The organism is Frankia sp. CcI49, from assembly GCF_001983215.1.
In the GTDB taxonomy this organism is placed as follows: domain Bacteria; phylum Actinomycetota; class Actinomycetes; order Frankiales; family Frankiaceae; genus Parafrankia; species Parafrankia irregularis.
In genome coordinates, this window is record NZ_MOWP01000009.1 from 169901 (window position 1) to 188368 (window position 18468).

The 18468-nt window shown below is 71.2% G+C and carries 15 protein-coding genes and 1 pseudogene; 13 read left to right on the top strand and 3 right to left on the bottom strand.

Translation table 11 applies throughout. From position 1 onward, the window contains the following. Nucleotides 1-2: 2 nt before the first annotated feature. The 10 genes and pseudogenes from CcI49_RS09575 (at nucleotide 3) to CcI49_RS09620 (ending at nucleotide 12029) form a co-directional block, all read left to right on the top strand. On the top strand, nucleotides 3-1034 hold the full coding sequence (locus CcI49_RS09575; RefSeq protein ID WP_054570987.1) for an ABC transporter permease: 1032 nt from the start codon (nucleotides 3-5) through the stop codon (nucleotides 1032-1034). Further along, nucleotides 1024-2160 carry an ABC transporter permease gene (locus tag CcI49_RS09580; RefSeq protein ID WP_198955481.1) on the top strand — a complete coding sequence of 379 codons (1137 nt, stop codon included), beginning with the start codon at nucleotides 1024-1026 and terminating at the stop codon, nucleotides 2158-2160. The genes CcI49_RS09575 and CcI49_RS09580 overlap by 11 nt, the downstream gene beginning before the upstream one ends. Nucleotides 2161-2292: 132 nt before the next feature. Beyond that, nucleotides 2293-3438, top strand: a complete 1146-nt coding sequence (rhaS, locus tag CcI49_RS09585; protein WP_235498409.1) for a rhamnose ABC transporter substrate-binding protein — start codon at nucleotides 2293-2295, stop codon at nucleotides 3436-3438. A gap of 118 nt (nucleotides 3439-3556) precedes the next feature. Next, nucleotides 3557-3874: pseudogene (locus CcI49_RS44385) on the top strand (L-rhamnose mutarotase); the annotation flags it as partial. 98 nt (nucleotides 3875-3972) lie between these two features. Next, entirely contained in the window at nucleotides 3973-5133 is a 1161-nt protein-coding gene (gene rhaI / locus CcI49_RS09595; protein ID WP_116437377.1) for an L-rhamnose isomerase, read from the top strand. A 133-nt stretch (nucleotides 5134-5266) separates the two neighbouring features. Next, on the top strand, nucleotides 5267-7309 hold the full coding sequence (locus tag CcI49_RS09600) for a bifunctional rhamnulose-1-phosphate aldolase/short-chain dehydrogenase (protein WP_076825959.1): 2043 nt from the start codon (nucleotides 5267-5269) through the stop codon (nucleotides 7307-7309). Continuing rightward, nucleotides 7306-8844 carry a rhamnulokinase family protein gene (locus CcI49_RS09605; protein WP_076825776.1) on the top strand — a complete coding sequence of 513 codons (1539 nt, stop codon included), beginning with the start codon at nucleotides 7306-7308 and terminating at the stop codon, nucleotides 8842-8844. Before CcI49_RS09600 ends, CcI49_RS09605 begins: the two co-directional genes overlap by 4 nt. A gap of 4 nt (nucleotides 8845-8848) precedes the next feature. Then, the gene (locus tag CcI49_RS09610; RefSeq protein WP_054570800.1) at nucleotides 8849-9589 is read left to right on the top strand and encodes a (Fe-S)-binding protein; all 741 of its coding nucleotides are present in this window, start codon (nucleotides 8849-8851) and stop codon (nucleotides 9587-9589) included. Beyond that, on the top strand, nucleotides 9586-11121 hold the full coding sequence (locus CcI49_RS09615; protein ID WP_054570801.1) for a LutB/LldF family L-lactate oxidation iron-sulfur protein: 1536 nt from the start codon (nucleotides 9586-9588) through the stop codon (nucleotides 11119-11121). The genes CcI49_RS09610 and CcI49_RS09615 overlap by 4 nt, the downstream gene beginning before the upstream one ends. 116 nt (nucleotides 11122-11237) lie before the next feature. Beyond that, the gene (locus tag CcI49_RS09620; RefSeq protein ID WP_054570989.1) at nucleotides 11238-12029 is read left to right on the top strand and encodes an LUD domain-containing protein; all 792 of its coding nucleotides are present in this window, start codon (nucleotides 11238-11240) and stop codon (nucleotides 12027-12029) included. A 359-nt stretch (nucleotides 12030-12388) separates the two neighbouring features. Here the strand turns inward: CcI49_RS09620 and CcI49_RS09625 are convergent, their stop codons facing one another. Continuing rightward, the gene (locus CcI49_RS09625; RefSeq protein WP_054570802.1) at nucleotides 12389-13585 is read right to left on the bottom strand and encodes a cytochrome P450; all 1197 of its coding nucleotides are present in this window, start codon (nucleotides 13583-13585) and stop codon (nucleotides 12389-12391) included. A 204-nt stretch (nucleotides 13586-13789) separates the two neighbouring features. Here CcI49_RS09625 and CcI49_RS09630 point away from each other — a divergent pair, with 204 nt between their 5' ends. From CcI49_RS09630 to CcI49_RS09640, 3 genes are read left to right on the top strand one after another with little or no spacing between them, the layout of a single operon-like run. After that, nucleotides 13790-14167 (top strand): GntR family transcriptional regulator, encoded by a 378-nt coding sequence (locus tag CcI49_RS09630; protein WP_054570990.1) that lies wholly within the window; start codon nucleotides 13790-13792, stop codon nucleotides 14165-14167. Next, entirely contained in the window at nucleotides 14164-15084 is a 921-nt protein-coding gene (locus tag CcI49_RS09635; RefSeq protein ID WP_054570803.1) for an ABC transporter ATP-binding protein, read from the top strand. Before CcI49_RS09630 ends, CcI49_RS09635 begins: the two co-directional genes overlap by 4 nt. Next, nucleotides 15081-15770, top strand: a complete 690-nt coding sequence (locus CcI49_RS09640; protein WP_054570804.1) for a hypothetical protein — start codon at nucleotides 15081-15083, stop codon at nucleotides 15768-15770. The genes CcI49_RS09635 and CcI49_RS09640 overlap by 4 nt, the downstream gene beginning before the upstream one ends. A 21-nt stretch (nucleotides 15771-15791) precedes the next feature. On the opposite strand, the gene CcI49_RS09645 is transcribed toward CcI49_RS09640, so the two are convergent. After that, a complete protein-coding gene (locus CcI49_RS09645) occupies nucleotides 15792-17252 on the bottom strand; it encodes a carboxyl transferase domain-containing protein (RefSeq protein ID WP_076825778.1) in 1461 nt (486 codons plus the stop codon). Nucleotides 17253-17322: 70 nt separating this feature from the next. After that, a complete protein-coding gene (locus tag CcI49_RS09650; RefSeq protein WP_158230736.1) occupies nucleotides 17323-18402 on the bottom strand; it encodes a VCBS repeat-containing protein in 1080 nt (359 codons plus the stop codon). Nucleotides 18403-18468: the final 66 nt, after the last annotated feature.

Here is an 18468-nt window from a genome sequence, read left to right on the forward strand (position 1 = left end):
CCATGCAGGACATTCATCCGCGGATCGGGCGGACCGCCGCCCGGCGGTCGGCGCTGCGCAGGGTGCTGACCGCCCGGGAGATCAGCATTGTCTTCGCGCTCGCCGTGCTGGTCGCGGTGACGGCCGGGGTGCGCCCGGCGTTCGTGCACTCCCAGAGCATCCGGGACATCCTGCTCGGTGCGGCGATCGTGGCCGTGCTCGCCGTCGGCCAGACGGTGGTCATGATCACCCGAAGCGTCGACCTGTCGGTCGGGTCCATCCTGGGCCTGTCCGCCTACGCGGCCGGGACGGTGCTCTCCGACCATCCCGGGCTGCCGGTCGTGCTCGCGCTCCTGCTCGGGATGGCGGTCGGTGCCTGCTGCGGCGTCGTCAACGGGCTGCTCGTCCGGTTCGGCAACGTCCCGGCGCTGGTCGTCACCCTCGGCACGCTGTACATGTTCCGCGGTGTCGCCTACCTGTGGGCCGACGGCGAGCAGATCTACGCCGACGAGCTGCCCGGCGGGTTCCTGAAGCTGGGGACGGCGAGCCTGCTCGGTGTGCCGTACCTCGTCGTCATCGCGCTGATCGTGATGGTGGTCGTCGGTGTGGTCCTGCGGAACTACCCGGTCGGCCGGCAGCTCTACGCGATGGGCTCCTCGCCGCCGGGGGCACGGCTGGCCGGCATCCCGGTCGGCCGGCGGCTGCTCGGCGCCTTCGTCGTCAGCGGCACCCTGGCCGGGCTCGCCGGAGTCCTGTTCGCCGCCCGGTTCGGCACGATCGACGCCTCCGCCGGCAACGGTTACGAGCTGAACGTGGTGGCCGCGGCGGTCGTCGGCGGTGTCGCCGTCGCCGGTGGCGTCGGCACCGTCTGGGGCGCCGCGCTGGGCGCGCTCCTGCTGACCACGATCAGCAGCGCGCTCGCCGTCCTCAACATCAACCAGTTCTGGCAGCAGGCCATCGTCGGGGCGCTGATCCTGCTCGCCATCGGGATCGACCGGCTGATCGCCCTGCGGGTCGCGGCGGCGCTGAAGAAGGAGGGCTCGAATGTCCGCTGACGTGTCCGCCGACGTGCCTGTGTCCGCTGGCGCCTCCGCGCCCGGGCGGCCCGGCGCGCCGGAACGTGCGGAACGTGCGGTGCGTCCGGGCGGCCCGGTGCGTCCGGTGGCGGCGGTGCTCGCCCGGCTCGCCAGCTGGGACGTGGCGGTGATCGCGCTCGCGGCGCTCGTCATCGTGCTCGCCTCGGTGTTCGTCGACAACTTCGGGTCGTCGCGGAACTTCACCTTCCTGGTCCTCGACCTGCTGCCGATCGTGCTGATCGCACTGCCCATGACCTTCGTCATCGCCACCGGGGAGATCGACCTGTCGGTGGCCAGCGTGCTCGGCCTGAGCAGCGCGGTGATGGGCTACCTGTGGAACCAGGGCCTGACCATCGAGACGATCATCCCGCTGTGCGTGCTGCTGGGCGCGGCGCTCGGGGCGGTGAACGGCCTGTTCGTCACCGCGCTCGGGCTGCCGTCGCTGGCCGTCACCATCGGCACGCTCGCCCTCTACCGGGGCCTCGCGTTCGTGGTGCTCGGTGACACCGCGGTCGCGGACTTCCCGTCGAGCTACACCTCGTGGGTCACCGGGACCATCGACGGCACGTCGATACCCAACGTCGCGATCACCATCGTGGCACTTGCTGTGGTCTTCGGCGTGCTCCTGCACGCGACCCCGATCGGCCGCTGGACGTTCGCCGCCGGTGCGGGGGAGCAGGCAGCCCGGTTCGCCGGCGTCCGCATCCCGATGCTGAAGTTCTGGCTGTACGTCGCCACCGGCGCGGTCGCCGGCCTCGCCGGTGTGCTGTGGACGCTGCGCTACTCCAGCGCACGGGCCGACAACGGCTCGGGGCTGGAGCTGGCGGTCGTCGCGGCGGTCCTGCTCGGCGGGGTCTCCATCTTCGGCGGGCGCGGAACGCTGCCGGGTGTGCTGGGCGGGGTGGTCCTGCTCGCCTCGCTCCAGAACGCACTGCGCCTGTCGGACGTCTCCAACGAGGCCCTCAACATCGTCGTCGGCGCGCTGCTCGTCGCCTCCGTCCTGCTGCCCAACGTGACCCAGGCCGTCCGCACCGGCACCGACCGGTTCCGGCGCCGGCACAGCCACCCAACGGGTAGCCCGCCCCTGGCCGCCGCTCCCCGGTAGCCCGAGCGGCTCCCCGGTGGCCCGAGTGGCTCCCCGGTGGCCCGAGTGGCTCCCCGACAGCCCGAGCGAGCCGCAGATCTCCCGGAGTCCGCAGTCAGCGGCTCCCTCACTGAGAAAAAGGGACAACAGCTCATGTCAGAGGAATCCATGTCACCGGAGTCGTCCCGGTTCCGGTCGCGTCGCCGGACGTCGGCCAGCGGCGTCAGCGGTGTCCGCAGGTCACGGGCGGTGGTCCTGAGCGCGGCGGTGGCCGTGGTGGCCGTTGCGTTAACCGCCTGTGGCGGCACGTCGAAGGACGACAGCGAGGCCACCTCAGCCGGTGGCAGCGCCGCGACCGCCAACCCGAACGCCGAGCTGAAGTCGGACGTCCGGATGGCCTTCCTGCCCAAGCAGCTCAACAACCCGTACTCGGATATCGAGACCGGTGGCGGCAAGGAGGCCCTGGGCGAGCTCAAGGGCGAGTACAAGCTGGTCGGCCCGAACGACGCCTCCGCGTCGTCGCAGGTCAGCTACATCAACACCCTGATCCAGCAGCAGCAGGACGTCATCGCGATCGCGGCGAACGACCCGAACGCGGTCTGCCCGTCGCTGAAGCAGGCCCGTGACAGCGGCATCAAGATCGTGGCGTTCGACTCCGACGCCTCGGCCGACTGCCGGGACGTCTTCATCAACCAGGCGACCGCCGAGGGCATCGGCCAGACCCTGGTGAAGATGACCAGCGAGCAGATCGGCGGCGAGGGCGAGATCGCGGTGCTCTCCGCCACGCCGAACGCGACGAACCAGAACGCCTGGATCGACGTGATGAAGACCGAGCTGGCCAAGCCGGAGAACAGCAAGATCAAGCTCGTGAAGATCGCCTACGGCAACGACGACGACCAGACCTCGTTCCAGCAGACCCAGGGCCTGCTGCAGTCGTACCCGAACCTCAAGGCGATCGTGTCGCCGACGACCGTCGGTATCGCCGCCGCGGCGCGTTATGTGAGTACCTCGTCCTACAAGGACAAGGTCGTGATCACCGGTCTCGGCACGCCGAACCAGATGCGCCAGTACGTCAACGACGGCACGGTCAAGCAGTTCGCGCTGTGGAACCCGGCTGACATCGGCTACCTCGCCGCGTACGCCGGCGTCGCGCTCGCGTCCGGCCAGATCACCGGCGCCGAAGGTGAAACGTTCCAAGCTGGTCGGCTCGGCAAGTACACGATCGGCGCGAAGGGCGAGATCGTGCTCGGCCTGCCGACGATCTTCGATTCGACCAACATCGGCGACTTCGACTTCTGAGGCACGCCGAGCCCCAGGTTCCGCCGGGCCGGTGAGCCGGCCCCTGCCGCCGCCCGGCCGCTCGGCCGCCCGCCCGCTCGGCCCGGCGGAACCCGGATCGTCCAAGGAGGCTGCGCCAGTGCGTCGCTACTGCTTCTGCCTGCAGGTGAAACCAGAACGGACGGCCGAATACACGCGCCGGCACAGCGCCGTCTGGCCCGAGATGCGCGCGGCACTGAGCGCCGCCGGATGGCACAACTACTCACTTTTCCTCCGCCCGGACGGCCTGGTCATCGGCTATGTCGAGACGGACGATCTGGCCCTGGCCCGGGCCCGGATGGCGGCGAGCGAGGTCAACGCCCGCTGGCAGGCCGAGATGGCTGATTTCTTCGTCGAGCTCGGCACGGATATGCCCGACGAGGCGATGCAGCTTGTTCCGGAGGTCTTTCACCTCGACTCCACCAACCCCCTGGACACGCCCGAAGCCCCTGAAACCTTTGATGCTCCCGACTCGACCGCCCGCCTGATATCCCTGACGCAAGGAAAGTGCTGACCATGCCGAACCCGGCGAATGTGAGGGCCGCGCTGCGGTCACTGGAGATCGAGACGCCGTCCTGGGCGTACGGGAACTCCGGGACGAGGTTCAAGGTCTTCGCCCAGGCCGGTGTGCCGCGGACGCCCCAGGAGAAGATCGCCGACGCCGCTCAGGTGCACCGGTTCACCGGCTCCGCTCCCAGCGTCGCCCTGCACATTCCCTGGGACCGGGTGGACGACTTCACCGAGCTGGCGAAATACGCGCACGACCAGGGTGTGCGTATCGGGGCGATCAACTCGAACGTCTTCCAGGACGACGACTACAAGCTCGGCAGCGTCACCAACCCGGATCCCCGGGTTCGGCGCAAGGCGGTGCGGCACCTGCTCGACTGCGTCGACATCATGGACGCCACCGGCTCCCGGGACCTGAAGCTGTGGTTCTCCGACGGCATCAACTACCCCGGCCAGGACGACCTGCGTGACCGGCAGGACCGGCTCGCCGAGGCGCTGCGCGAGGTGTACGACCGGCTTGGCCCGCACCAGCGGATGCTGCTGGAGTACAAGCTGTTCGAACCGGCCTTCTACGCGACCGACGTCCCCGACTGGGGAACCTCGTACGCACACTGTGTGGAGCTCGGCCCGCGCGCCACGGTCTGCATCGACACCGGCCACCACGCGCCGGGCACGAACATCGAGTTCATCGTCGCCTTCCTGCTGCGGGCCGGTCGGCTTGGCGCGTTCGACTTCAACTCCCGCTTCTACGCCGACGACGACCTGATGGCCGGCGCGGCGGACCCGTTCCAGCTCTTCCGCATCATGTACGAGATCGTCCGGGCTGATTCCCTGTCGAGCGGCATCGCTTTCATGCTCGACCAGTGTCATAACATCGAGGCGAAGATCCCGGCGGTGATCCGCTCTGTTCTGAACGTCCAGGAAGCAACCGCCAAGGCGCTTCTGGTGGATCGGGACGCGCTGCGCGCCGCCCAGCTGGAGGGCGACGTGCTCGGCGCGAACGCGGTGCTGATGGACGCCTACAACACCGACGTCCGCCCGCTGCTCGCCGAGCTGCGCACGGAGGACGGCCTGGACCCCGACCCGGTCGGCGCCTACCGGCGGTCCGGTTACGGCGAGCGTGTCGTCGCCGAGCGGGTGGGCGGCCAGCAGGCCGGCTGGAACGCCTGACCTGATCTGATCTGACCCAAGGAAACCGATCGCAGGCGCTTGACTGAAAGCGCTCATGAAACGTTTCATATTCTGGTGGTGCGGCGGCGGGTCACCCGCCCAGCCGCCGCCTGGCGGAGGGAACCCGAAGATCATGAGTGAGCACGCCGACGTGGTCGCCGACCTGCTGGAACGGTCGAACCGGCTCGGCTCCGACCCCCGGAACACCAACTACGCCGGCGGGAACACCTCCGCGAAGGGGGCCGCGACCGACCCGGTCACCGGCGGCCCCGTCGAGCTGATGTGGGTGAAGGGCTCCGGGGGAGACCTCGGCACCCTCGTCGAGGACGGCCTCGCCGTCCTGCGCCTCGACCGGCTGCGTGCCCTGGTGGACGTCTACCCGGGCGAGGAGCACGAGGACGAGATGGTCGCCGCGTTCGACTTCTGCCTGCACGGGCGGGGCGGCGCCGCACCGTCGATCGACACCGCCATGCACGGGCTCGTCGAGGCCGCGCACGTCGACCACCTGCACCCGGACGCCGGAATCGCGCTGGCCACGGCCGCCGACGGCGAACGCCTCACCCGCGAGTGCTTCGGTGACCGGGTGGTCTGGGTGCCCTGGCGCCGCCCGGGCTTCCAGCTCGGCCTCGACATCTCGGCGATCGCCCGGGACAACCCGCAGGCGATCGGCGCGATCCTCGGCGGGCACGGCATCACGGCGTGGGGGCCGACCTCAGAGACCTGTGAGGCGAACTCGCTGAAGATCATCGAGACGGCGACCCGCTTCATCGCCGAGCGAGGCAAGGCGGCGCCGTTCGGCGCGCCGGTGCCCGCCAACGCCCCGCTGGCACCGGCCGAGCGCCGCCGCCGCGCCGCCGAGCTCGCCCCGGTGATCCGCGGCCTGGCCAGCACCGACCGCCACCAGATCGGCCGCTTCACCGACACCGACGTCGTGCTGGACTTCCTCGCCCACGACCGCCACCCGGCCCTGGCGGCCCTGGGCACCTCCTGCCCGGACCACTTCCTGCGCACCAAGGTTCGCCCGCTGGTGCTCGACACCGCGCCCGACGCCCCGCTCGACACCGTCATCGCCCGGCTGGGGGAGCTGCACACCGCCTACCGGGAGGACTACCGCGCCTACTACGAGCGGCACGCCACCGGCGACAGCCCGGCGATGCGCGGTGCCGACCCGGCGATCGTGCTCGTCCCCGGCATCGGCATGTTCTCCTTCGGTGCCGACGCGCAGACGGCCCGGGTCGCCGGCGAGTTCTACGTCAACGCGATCAACGTGATGCGCGGCGCGGAGGCCGTCTCCACCTACGCGCCCATCGACGAGGCCGAGAAGTTCCGCATCGAGTACTGGTCGCTGGAGGAGGCGAAGCTGGCCCGGCAGCCGTTGCCGCGCCCGCTGGCCACCCGGGTCGCGTTCGTCACCGGCGGCGGCTCGGGCATCGGCCGGGCGATCGCGCACCGGCTGGCCGCCGAGGGCGCCTGCGTGGTCGTCGCGGACCGTGACGGCAGCGCCGCCGAGAAGGTCGCCGCCGAGATCGGCACCTCCGACCGGGCGGTGTGGGTGACCGCCGATGTGACCAGCCCCGACCAGATCGACGAGGCCTTCGCCGCCGCCGCCCTGGCCTTCGGCGGTGTCGACATCGTGGTGAACAACGCCGGCCTGTCGATCTCGAAGCCGCTGCTGGAGACGACCGTCACCGACTGGGACCTGCAGCACGACGTGATGGCCCGCGGCTCCTTCCTGGTCTCCCAGCGCGCCGCCCGCACCCTGATCGCCCAGGGCACCGGCGGCGACATCGTCTACATCGCCAGCAAGAACAGCGTGTTCGCCGGGCCGAACAACATCGCCTACAGCTCCGCCAAGGCCGACCAGGCCCACCAGGTGCGGCTGCTGGCCGCCGAGCTGGGCGAGCACGGCATCCGGGTCAACGGCGTCAACCCGGACGGAGTCGTCCGCGGCTCCGGCATCTTCGCCGGCGGCTGGGGCGCGAAGCGGGCCGCCGTCTACGGGGTGCCCGAGGAGGAGCTCGGTGCCTTCTACGCCCAGCGCACCCTGCTCAAGCGGGAGGTCCTGCCGGACCACGTCGCGGCGGCCGTCTTCGCCCTCACCGGCGGCGACCTCGCCCAGACCACCGGCCTGCACATCCCCGTCGACGCCGGCGTCGCCGCCGCGTTCCTCCGTTGACACTCGTCGCAGCGGTCGACATCGGCGCGTCGGGCGGCCGGGTGCTCACCGCCCGGGTGCGCCCCGACCGGCTTGACCTGACCGAGGCACACCGCTTCCCGAACACGCCGCTGGCGCTGCCGGACGGACTGCACTGGGACCTCGGCCACCTGTACTCAGAGGTGGTCGAGGGCCTGCGTGCGGTCGCGGCGGCGGGTGATGTTCCCCGCTCCGTCGCCATCGACTCCTGGGCGGTGGACTACGGTCTGCTTGACCCGGCCGGGCGGCTGCTCGGTCTTCCCTACCACTACCGGGACGCCCGGACGAGCCCGGCGGTCATCGCCGCGGTGCACGCCGCCAGCGATCCCGACGAGCTGTACCGCGCCAACGGGCTGCAGTTCCTGCCCTTCACCACGCTTTACCAGCTCGCCGCCGAGGCCGGTGCGGGGGTCGGTGCCGGGAAACCCGGCCCCCGCACCTCGGCGGTCCTGGCCGGAGCCGCCCGGCTGCTGCTCGTGCCGGACCTGTTCGGGTACTGGCTGACCGGCGCCCAGGTCGCCGAGCTGACCAACGCGTCCACCACCGGCCTGCTCGACGTCCGTGACCAGACCTGGTCCGCCCCCCTCGCCCGACTGGCCGGTATCGAGCCTGGCCTGCTCGCACCACTTGTCACCCCGGGCACGGTCATCGGCGGGCTACGCCCGGGGATCGCCGAGCAGACCGGCCTGCCGACATCGACCGCCGTCACCGCGGTGGGCTCACATGACACCGCCTCGGCGGTCGTCGGCGTGCCCGCCGAGGGCGAGAACTGGGCCTACATCTCCTGCGGCACCTGGTCACTGGTCGGCGTCGAGCTCGACGCGCCGGTGCTGACCACCGCGAGCCGCCGCGCCGGGTTCACCAACGAGGCCGGCGTCGACGGCCGCATCCGCTACCTGCACAACGTGATGGGCCTGTGGATGCTGCAGGAATGCCTACGCCAGTGGGCCCCCCGCGCGGACCAGCGACCGGCGCTGCTCGCCGACCTGCTCGGCCAGGCCGGCGCGCTGGCATCCGGCGGGCCGGTCATCGACCCGGACGACCCACAGTTCCTCCCGCCGGGCGACATGCCGGCCCGCGTCGCCGCCGCGGCCAGGGCCAGCGGGCAGCGGGAGCCGGCGGCGCCGGCGGAGATCGTCCGCTGCGTGCTCGACAGCCTCGCCGCCGCGTACGCGCGGACCATCGACACCGCCGAGACGCTGTCCGGTCGCCGGGTCGACGTCGTGCACATCGTCGGCGGCGGCTCGCGCAACGCGCTGTTGTGCCAGCTCACCGCCGACGCGCTCGGCCGCCCGGTGCTCGCCGGCCCGGCCGAGGCCACCGCGATCGGCAACATCCTCGTGCAGGCCCGGGCCCACGGCGCGCTGAGCAGCCCCGGCGGGCGGGGCGGCGACGTCAGCCTGGACGCGCTGCGCGCCCTGGTGCGCCGGACCACCCACCCGGCGCGGTACGTCCCGGCGCGGTCTCGCCCGGCGCCGGCCGCCGCCCCCGTGCTGGTCCGGCCGGGAGGAGACTGAGCCCATGCGGGTCGCGTTGCTTGTCACCTGCCTGGTGGACGGCATGTTCCCGGACGTCGGTCAGGCCACCGTCGCCGTGCTGGAACGGCTCGGCCACCAGGTCGACGTGCCGCTGGCCCAGACCTGCTGCGGCCAGATGCACATCAACACCGGCTACCGGCGCGACGCGCTGCGCCTGGTCCGCGGCACCGTTGCGGCGTTCGAGGGCTACGAGGCGGTGGTCGCGCCGAGCGGCTCGTGCGTCGGATCCGTCCGGCACCAGTACGCCGGGCTGGCCGCCGCCCGCGGTGACACCGCCCTCGCCGCGGCCGCCGCCGACCTGGCCGCCCGGACGTTCGAGCTCTCCGAGTTCCTCGTGAACGTCCTGGGCGTGACGGATGTCGGCGCGCACTACCCGCACCGGGTCACCTACCACCCGACGTGCCATTCGCTGCGGATGCTGGGCGTCGGCGACGCTCCGCTGCGGCTGTTGCGCGCGGTGCGCGGCATCCAGCTGGAGGAGCTGCCGGCGGCCGAGTCGTGCTGCGGCTTCGGGGGCACGTTCGCGCTGAAGAACCCGGACACGTCCACCGCGATGCTCACCGACAAGATCCGCGGCATTCTCGACACCCGAGCCGAGATCATCACCGCGGGCGACTCGTCCTGCCTGATGCACATCGGCGGCGGGCTGTCCCGGCTGCGCGCCGGGGTGCGGCCGGTGCATCTGGCGGAGATCCTCGCGAGCGAGCCTGCGAAGGTGGCATGAAGACCCCGACCCCGACCCCGACTCCGAGCCAGACCTCGGCCTCGCCCTCGGCCGCGACGTTTCTCGGTATGCCGACGGCGCCGCGTGGTGTCGGCGCGCTGCGCGGTGACGAGCCGTTCCCGCAGGCGGCGCGCCGGGCGCTCGCCGACACCCAGCTGCGCCGCAACATCGCCAATGCGACCGGCACGATCCGCCGCAAGCGTGCGGCCGTCGTCGGCGAGCTGGACGACTGGGCCGAGCTGCGGGCCGCCGGCGCGGCGGTGAAGGACGACGTCCTCGCCCATCTGGACCAGTACCTGTGCCAGCTGGAGGAGCAGGTCACCGCCCGGGGCGGCACGGTGCACTGGGCCCGTGACGCGAACGAGGCCAACGCGATCGTCACCGGGCTCGTCCGCGCCACCGGCGCGCAGGAGGTCGTGAAGGTCAAGTCGATGGCGACCCAGGAGATCGGCCTCAACGAGGCGCTCGCCGAGGCGGGCATCTCGGCCTGGGAGACCGACCTGGCCGAGCTGATAGTCCAGTTGGGCGAGGACCGGCCCAGTCACATCCTGGTGCCGGCGATCCACCGCAACCGGGCCGAGATCCGCGAGATCTTCCTGCGCCGGATGGGCGCCGCGGGCGGCGTGCCGGCCAGCCCCGACCTCACCGACTCCCCGGCCGCGCTGGCCGAGGCGGCCCGCGGCCACCTGCGCGAACGGTTCCTGCGCACCCGGGTCGCGATCAGCGGCGCCAACTTCGCGGTCGCCGAGACCGGCACCCTGGCGGTGGTGGAGTCCGAAGGCAACGGCCGGATGTGCCTCACCCTGCCCGAGACGCTGATCACCGTGATGGGCCTGGAGAAGATCGTGCCGACCTGGCGCGACCTGGAGATCTTCCTGCAGTTGCTGCCCCGCTCGTCCACCGGTGAGCGGATGAACCCCTACACCTCCTTCTGGACGGGCATCACCCCCGGTGACGGGCCACACGAGTTCCACCTCGTCCTGCTCGACAACGGGCGGACCGCCACCCTCGCCGACCCGGCCGGGCGGGCGGCGCTGCGGTGCATCCGCTGCTCGGCCTGTTTGAACGTCTGCCCCGTCTACGAGCGCACCGGAGGGCACGCGTACGGCTCGATCTACCCCGGCCCGATCGGGGCGGTGCTCTCGCCCCAGCTCACCGGTGTCGCCGACAATCCGTCGCTGCCGTACGCCTCCACGCTGTGCGGTGCCTGCCTCGAGGCCTGCCCGGTCGCGATCGACATCCCGTCGATGCTGGTCCATCTGCGCGGCCAGACCGTGGAACAGACGGGGCATGAGCACCCGGTCGAACGGGGGGTGATGAGGACGGCGGCGTGGGTGATGGCCTCCCCGCGCCGATGGTCGGCGGCCCTGCGCATGGCCCGGCTGGGCCGGTTCCTCGGTAGGCGGCGCGGCCGCATCACGCTGCTCCCGCCGCCACTGGCCGCCTGGACCACCAGCCGGGATCTTCCGCTCCCACCGGCGGAGACCTTCCGCGAGCAGTGGGCCCGGCGAACCGAGGGCGGTGACCGATGAGAACCTGGCGCCGCCGGGGCGCCGGGGCAGGCGCTCCGTCCGCTGGTCCGGCTGCTCCGTCCGCTGGACGGACCGACCCATCCGCTGGCCGGACCGGCCCGTCCGCTGGTCCGACCATTGCGGCCCGCGCCGAGGTTCTGGCCCGGGTCCGCACGGCTCTCGGTGACCGGCCGGAGCCGGCGCCGGTGTCGCGTGACTACCGGCTGGCCGGGCAGGGCTCCGCGAGCGTCCCTGCCGGCGCTGCTCCGGGTATCGCCGCCCAGGTGCTCGTGGACCGTCTCCTCGACTACCACGCACTGGTACGCCAGGTACCGGCGGTCGCGACCGCCACGCCCGCCGGCCCCTCGGGGGTCGCCACGGGCGGTTCCGTGGAACCGGGCTCAGTCGTCGGCGGTTCGGCTGAACCGTCGAGCGTGGCCGGAGCCGTCGCCGCGGCCCTCGCCGAACGGCGGGTGCGCCGCCTCGTCCGCCCGGCCGGGCTACCCGCCTCGTGGCTGGCCGAGCTGGCGCAGCTGGCCGAGCTGCCTGAGGGGGTCGAGCTCCTCGAGGACGACCCGCCGCTGTCCGTGCGCGACCTCGACGCCGCCGACGGGGTCATCACCGGCTGCGTGCTGGCGATCGCCGAGACCGGGACGATCGTCCTGGACGGCGGCCCCGGCCAGGGGCGCCGCGCGCTGACCCTGATCCCGGACTACCACCTGGTCGTGGTCCGAGAGGACCAGATCGTGGCCAGCGTCGCCGACGCCATCGCCCACCTGGACGGTGCCGGCGCTACCCGCCCGCTCACCTGGATCAGCGGCCCCAGCGCGACCAGCGACATCGAGCTCAACCGGGTCGAAGGCGTCCACGGCCCCCGCACCCTGGAGGTCATCGTCGTCCACGCGGCCGCCGGCCAGGAGTTCGGGTAAACGGGGCCGGGAATTCATCTGACAATCGCAGGAGTTGACGATTCCGGCCGTCGGAGAGCATGTAGCAGAATCGCGAGAAGCGGCGAGGGTTCGAAGCCGCCGGCATCGGCCCGGCGGCCCGTGTCCACTCGCCGCCTGACCACCCCCAGGGATCCGGCACCGTCACGCCGCGCCGGCAATTCACTCCAGGAGAGACAAAAGGGACGCAGGTTCGTTTGGCAATCCGCAAGAGTGGAGGATTCTGGCTGCCAGAACGACGAAAATCCTCCACACTTGCTCGGTAGCAGCCAAAATCCGAAGCTCGGGATTCCGCTGCCTGCCCCTGCCCCCTGTGGGCGGATCACCTTCGCGGCGGTCGGTCACGCCCTGCCGCAGGTTACCTTCGCGCCGCGCAGTTCATAGCTCATCAGCCCGTCGCACCAGGTCATCTCGGGGGTCTGCACCAGGCGCAGGTCGGGCAGGCGGAACAGCCGGTCGAGGAACACCCGGGTCTCGGCCATCGCGACCTGGGCTCCGGGGCAGCGGTGGCTGCCGTCGCCGAAGCTCATGAAGGTGCCGACCGTCCGCATGCGCTTCGCCCGGTCCGGGTCGAGGGCGAACGGGCATTCGCCGACGGTCTCCGGGTCGACGTTCGCGGCCCGGATGTCGACGGCGAGCACCTCGTCGCGGCGGGCGGAGCCGGGGCCCAGCTCGACGTCCTCGGTGGCGCGCCGGTGCAGCATGGCGGCGACCGGCTCCAGCCGGAGGATCTCCTCCAGGATCGTGGTCTGCTCGGCCTCGTCACCGGCGGTGAACCGGTCGCGCAGCTCGGCGTGGTCGAACAGGTGCCAGGCCGCCATGACGATGAACTCCCGCGTGGTCACCATGCCGGCGACCGCGTAGGTCATGCATTCGATGAGGATCTGCTTGTCCGGGTAGCCCTCGTCCAGCAGGTGCGAGATGACGTCGTCCTGCCGCTCCGCCCGCCGCGCCTTGACCGCCGGGCGCACGTCGTTGCGGAAGAACCGCAGCGCGTGCACGGCCGTCACCGCCTGCGCGGGGACCCGGACGGCGGGATGCATGCCCCGCAGCCGGGTGCCGAGCAGCGTCGCCTGGATGCGCTTCGCCATCGCCCGCTGGTCGCTGTTCGTCAGTCCGACGATCTCCGCGGCGACCGCGACGGCGAGCTCGTAGCTGAGCTCGTCGAGGTTCCCGCCCCCGGCCGCCTGGAGCTTGCCCAGCAGCTCGTCGGACGTCTTCTCCATGACCAGGCGGTGGCGGGTGTTGATGGCCTTGGGGGTGAAGTAGCGCGCGATCGCGGTGCGGCGGCGCTTGTGGATCTCGCCGTCGAGGAAGAAGACGGAGGCGTACTGGCCCGCGGACTTCATCTGGTCGGAGCCGGCGCCGGCCTGCAGCATGCTGCCGCTGCGCAGGATCTCGCGGCCGAAGGCGAATTTGCCGACGACCCGCGCCCCGGGATCGGCATGCACCCGCTGTGCTGCCAGCACCGCCGACTTGCGGTCGTCGCGCGCCGGGTCGATCGGGCACGCGGGGGGCACGGGCACGGTACTGGTCACAACCCACTCCAGTTGCTGATGCGTTGAGCCTTTGGTGGATGTCGGACATCGACAGGGTCAGCGTAGCCCATTTAGTGCAATGGGTCTTGCCTCAATTGCCGGCGGCGTCGAGGTCTGGACCCGGCCCTACTTCGTGGGTACATTAGTTGAGTAACGAACCGATGGTCCTGGCAACCGATGGCCCTGACGGAGTGGGGGGTGGCAGTGCTCGATGGTGGGACCCCGTTGTTCACCCAGATCGCGGAACGACTGGCCGACGAGATCGCCGACGGATCGCTCGCGGAAGGCGAGCGGGTGCCGTCCAGCAACGAGATGGCGGCCTTCTACCGGATCAACCCGGCCACCGCGGCGAAAGGGCTCAACGTGCTGATCGACGACGGGCTGCTGGAGAAACGCCGCGGTATCGGCATGTTCGTGGTGGCCGGTGCGCGGGAGCGGCTGCTGGCCGACCGTCGCAGGGATTTCGCGGAGCGCTTCGTGCGGCCGCTCGTCGCCGAGGCCCAGCGCCTCGGCATCGACGGGGAGTCATTGGTTGAGCTGGTCCGCGAGGCCAGCGGAGTCCAGGGAGGTGTTTCGCTGTGACGGCCGCCATCTCGGTCCGCGGGCTGACTCGCCACTACCGCGGCCACCGTGCCCTCGACGACGTCACGATCGACATCGACGGTCCGTCCATCACGGGCCTGCTGGGGCGTAACGGTGCCGGCAAGACGACCCTGCTGCGCATGATCGCGGCCCAGGAGCTGCCATCGCGGGGCCGGGTTCTGGTGTTCGGCGCGAACCCGCTCGAAAACGACGCGATACTGCGCCGCCTGGTCCTCATCCGCGAGGACCAGACCTTTCCGGATTTCAAGGTGCGGCACGCGCTGAAAGCGGCGTCCTGGTTCTACCCGAACTGGGATGGTGACCTGGCCGCGGCGATGGCAGGCGAGTTCGACCTGCCGCCGGACCGCGCGGTCAAGAAGCTCTCCCGCGGGATGCGCTCGGCACTGAGCATCGTGATCGGCCTGGCGGCCAGGGCCGAGATCACCCTGTTCGACGAGCCGTATGCCGGGCTCGACGCCGTTGCCCGCCAGCTGTTCTACGACCGGCTGCTCGCCGAGTACGCCGAGCATCCTCGGACGATCCTGCTGTCCACCCACCTGGTGGACGAGGCCGCCGCCCTGTTGGAGCGGGTGGTGATGGTCGACCGCGGCCGGGTGGTCCTCGACGCGCCCACGGATGAGCTCCGGGGTGCGTACACGGCGGTGAGCGGCCCGGCCGCCGCGGTGGCGCAGCTTCTGGCCGACCGTCCCGACCGGCCCGGCCAGGACCGGCGCCGGGTCGCGGCACACGAATCGGTGGTGATCGCCGGCCCGCTCGGCGGCGCCGACCTGCAACGCGCCCGCGATCTGCACCTGCGGCTGGAACCCCTGTCACTGCAGCAGGTCCTGATCCATGCCGCCGGGCGATCCGACAACGAGAGTTCCGAAAGCGAGCGAGCTGAGAGGGCGAGCGCGTGACCACCTGGAGCACGATCGTCAACGTCGGGCGATACCACCTCACCCAGCGGCCGATCTACCTGACGGTGCCCTGGGCTCTGACGGTGTTCAGCATGCTCATCAATCTGATCGTCTCGACGGCGGTGCCCACCAGCATTCACACCGCTGGGCTGGCCACCCTGTACGTCTGGATGTTCGTCGGCGGTCTGATGGCGACGCACCGGTCGCTGCCGTTCGGGCTCGCCCTCGGTCTCAGCCGGCGCTCCTACTATCTCGGGACCGCGGCCCTCGCCGTCGCCCTTTCGGCGGCCGACGCCGTCGCCCTCACCGTGCTGTACGCCGTGGAGGGGGCGACCGGCGGCTGGGGGGTCGACCTGCACTTCTTCCGGATCTCCTACCTTCTCGACGGGCCGTGGTACCTCACCTGGCTGACGTCCTTCGTCGGCCTGGGGCTGCTGTTCGTCTACGGCATGTGGTTCGGCATCGTCTACCGCCGCTGGAACGTCACCGGCCTGGCCGTCTTCATCGCCGGTCAGGCGACCCTGCTGCTCGCCGGCGTTCTCGTCGCGTCCTGGGCCGACGCGTGGGCGGCGATCGGCGATTTCCTCACCGATCTCAGCGCCGCCGGGCTGACCGGCGTCCTGGCCGTCGCGGCAGCGGCCCTCTTCGTCGGCGGATTCACCACGATGCGCCGGGCGACGGTCTGATCAGCTGGAAGCGGCACCGGCCTACAGCGGGATGTTGCCGTGGTGGCCGCGCCGAGCCGGTGCGTCCGCCAGCGCCTCGGCGACCCGTCGGCGGGTTTCGGCCGGTTCGATGACGGCGTCGATGACCCCGAGGGAGAGCCCGCGGTCCACCCCGCCGGCCGTGCGGGTGTGCTCCTCGACGAGTTGGGCGAGCAAGGCCGGCCGCTCCTGTTCGGACGCCGCGGCCAGGGCGCGCCGGTGCAGGATGCCGACCGCGGCCTCGGCGCCCATCACGGCGACCTCGGCCTGCGGCCAGGCGAGAACGGCGGTAGCCCCCAGCGAGCGGGAGTTCATCGCGATGTACGCCCCGCCGAACGACTTGCGGGTGACCAGGGTGACCCGGGGCACCGTGGCCTCCGCGAACGCGTACAGCAGTTTGGCGCCGCGCCGGACCACCCCGTCCCATTCCTGGCGCACACCGGGCAGATAGCCGGGTACGTCGACCAGCACCACGAGCGGGATCCCGAACGAGTCGCACATCCGGACGAACCGCGAGATCTTCTCGGCGCTGAGCGAGTCCAGGCAGCCGCCTTTGCGGATCGGATTGTTCGCGATGACTCCCACCGGCCGGCCGTAGAGGCGACCGAGGCCGATCACCGCGTTCGGTGCCCAGCGCGGCTGCAGTTCCTCGAACGGGTACGGATCATCGTCGAGGATCCGCAGGATCAGCGGCCGGACGTCGTAGGCCCGGCGGGGCCGCTGCGGGAGCAGCGTGCCCGGGTCGGGCCGCCGGCGCTCGTCGGCGTCGAGCTCCGCCGTGCGCCCGGGGTCGATGACGAACGGGCCGGACCCGGCCAGCAGGTTGGTGATCCGCCGTGCCCGCTGGTAGGCGTCGCTCTCGGAGGACGCCTGCACATGTACGACACCGGACCGGCGTCCGTGCGCATCGGCGCCGCCGAGCCCCTCCATGTCGATCTGCTCGCCGGTGACGCTGCGGACCACATCGGGACCGGTCACGAAAACTCGGCCGGCGGGCGCCATGACGACGACGTCGGTCAGCGCCGGCCCGTACGCCGCACCACCCGCGGCCGGCCCCAGCACCACCGAGATCTGCGGGATCCGGCCGGAAGCGTGGATCATGGCGGCGAAGATGCGGCCGATGCCGTCGAGGGCCTGCACCCCTTCGGTGAGGCTCGCCCCACCGGAGTGCCACAGGCCGACGACGGGGCGGCGCAGGCGCACCGCCTCCTCGACGGCGGTGACGATCCGGGCGGCCCCGTCGGCTCCGATCGCCCCGCCCATCCGGGTTCCGTCAGTGCAGAAGGCGACGGCGGCCTCGCCGTCGATCCGGCCGCGACCAGCCAGCACACCGCTGGCGGCCCCGCCGGGAAACGGGACGAAGGAACCCGCGTCGAACAACTGGCTGAGCCTGTTGTGGGGAGTGCGGGCATCCTGCTCCGGGATGACTACCTGAACCCGGTCGCCGCTTGCCACCTCGGTCATGTCATTCCTTTCCCAGCGTGAACTGGTCCGAATGATGACCGGTCGTCCTTCTAAATCTCTATAGTCGCGCTCAAGCCGGCCCGGAGCAGGTGCCGCCCCGGTTCAGCAGGACCGACACGGTGCTGCCGCGGCTGTTCGTGACGACCACATCGGCCCGGTCGTCGCTGTCGCCGAGCAGGTCGGCGGTCTTCACCGCGGACGGACCGGGGCCGACGGGGTAGACCTTCGGCGGCCCGAACACCCCGTGTCCGTTGTTCAGCAGCACCGACACGGTCTCGTCTCCCTGGTTCGCGACGACCAGGTCGTCCGCGTCGTCGGCGGTGAGGTCGCTGATCTCCACCCCGGTCGCGCCCGGACCGGAGAAGTACGCCACCGGCGGGGGGAAGGTCCCGTCACCGTTGCCCAGCAGCACCGACACGGTGGCGTCCCCGGAGTTCGCGACGGCCACGTCGTTGATGTCGTCGCCGTTCATCAGCCCCACCGTCACCGAGGCCGGACCGGGCCCGGTGACATAGACCTGCGGGCCGAGCAGGATGCCGCGGTTGCTCAGAAACACCGACACGGTTGCGTTGCCGGCGTTCGAGACCGCGACGTCGCCGACGCCGTCCCCGTTGAAATCGCCCACTCCCAGCGACGCGGGGCTCGGGCCACTGAGGTACGGGACGGCGGGCTGGAAGGTTCCGTCACCGTTGCCCAGCAGCACCGACACCGTGCCGTCGAAGCTGTTCGCGATCGAAAGATCGACGATTCCGTCGCCGCTGACATCCTCGGCCCGCAGGCCACCCGGCCCACTTCCGGCGAAATAGGGAATCGGAAGGCGAAAGGTGCCGTCACCGTTGTTCAGGTACACCAGCACCGTGTCGTCGTATCGGTTCGTGACGGCGAGATCCCGGTAATCGTCCCCGTCGAGGTAGTTCGACCGCACCCCGGCCGGCCCGGAGCCGGTGAGATAGATCTGTGGCGGTCCGAGCGTTCCGTCGCCGTTGCCGAACAGCACCGAAAGGGTGTTGTTCCCGGTGTTCACGACGGCCACGTCGACATTGCCGTCGCCGGAGAGCTCCTCGGTCGCCGCCGCGACCGGGCCGGGTCCGGTGAGATATTCGGCCGGCAACGGCCCGGGCGCCGCCGGCACTGCCGGAGAAAGGGCCACGAGTATGAACGAGGCCAAAAGAACCATCACGGTCAGGCGCCGGTACAGGCCTCGTGCCACGGGCCT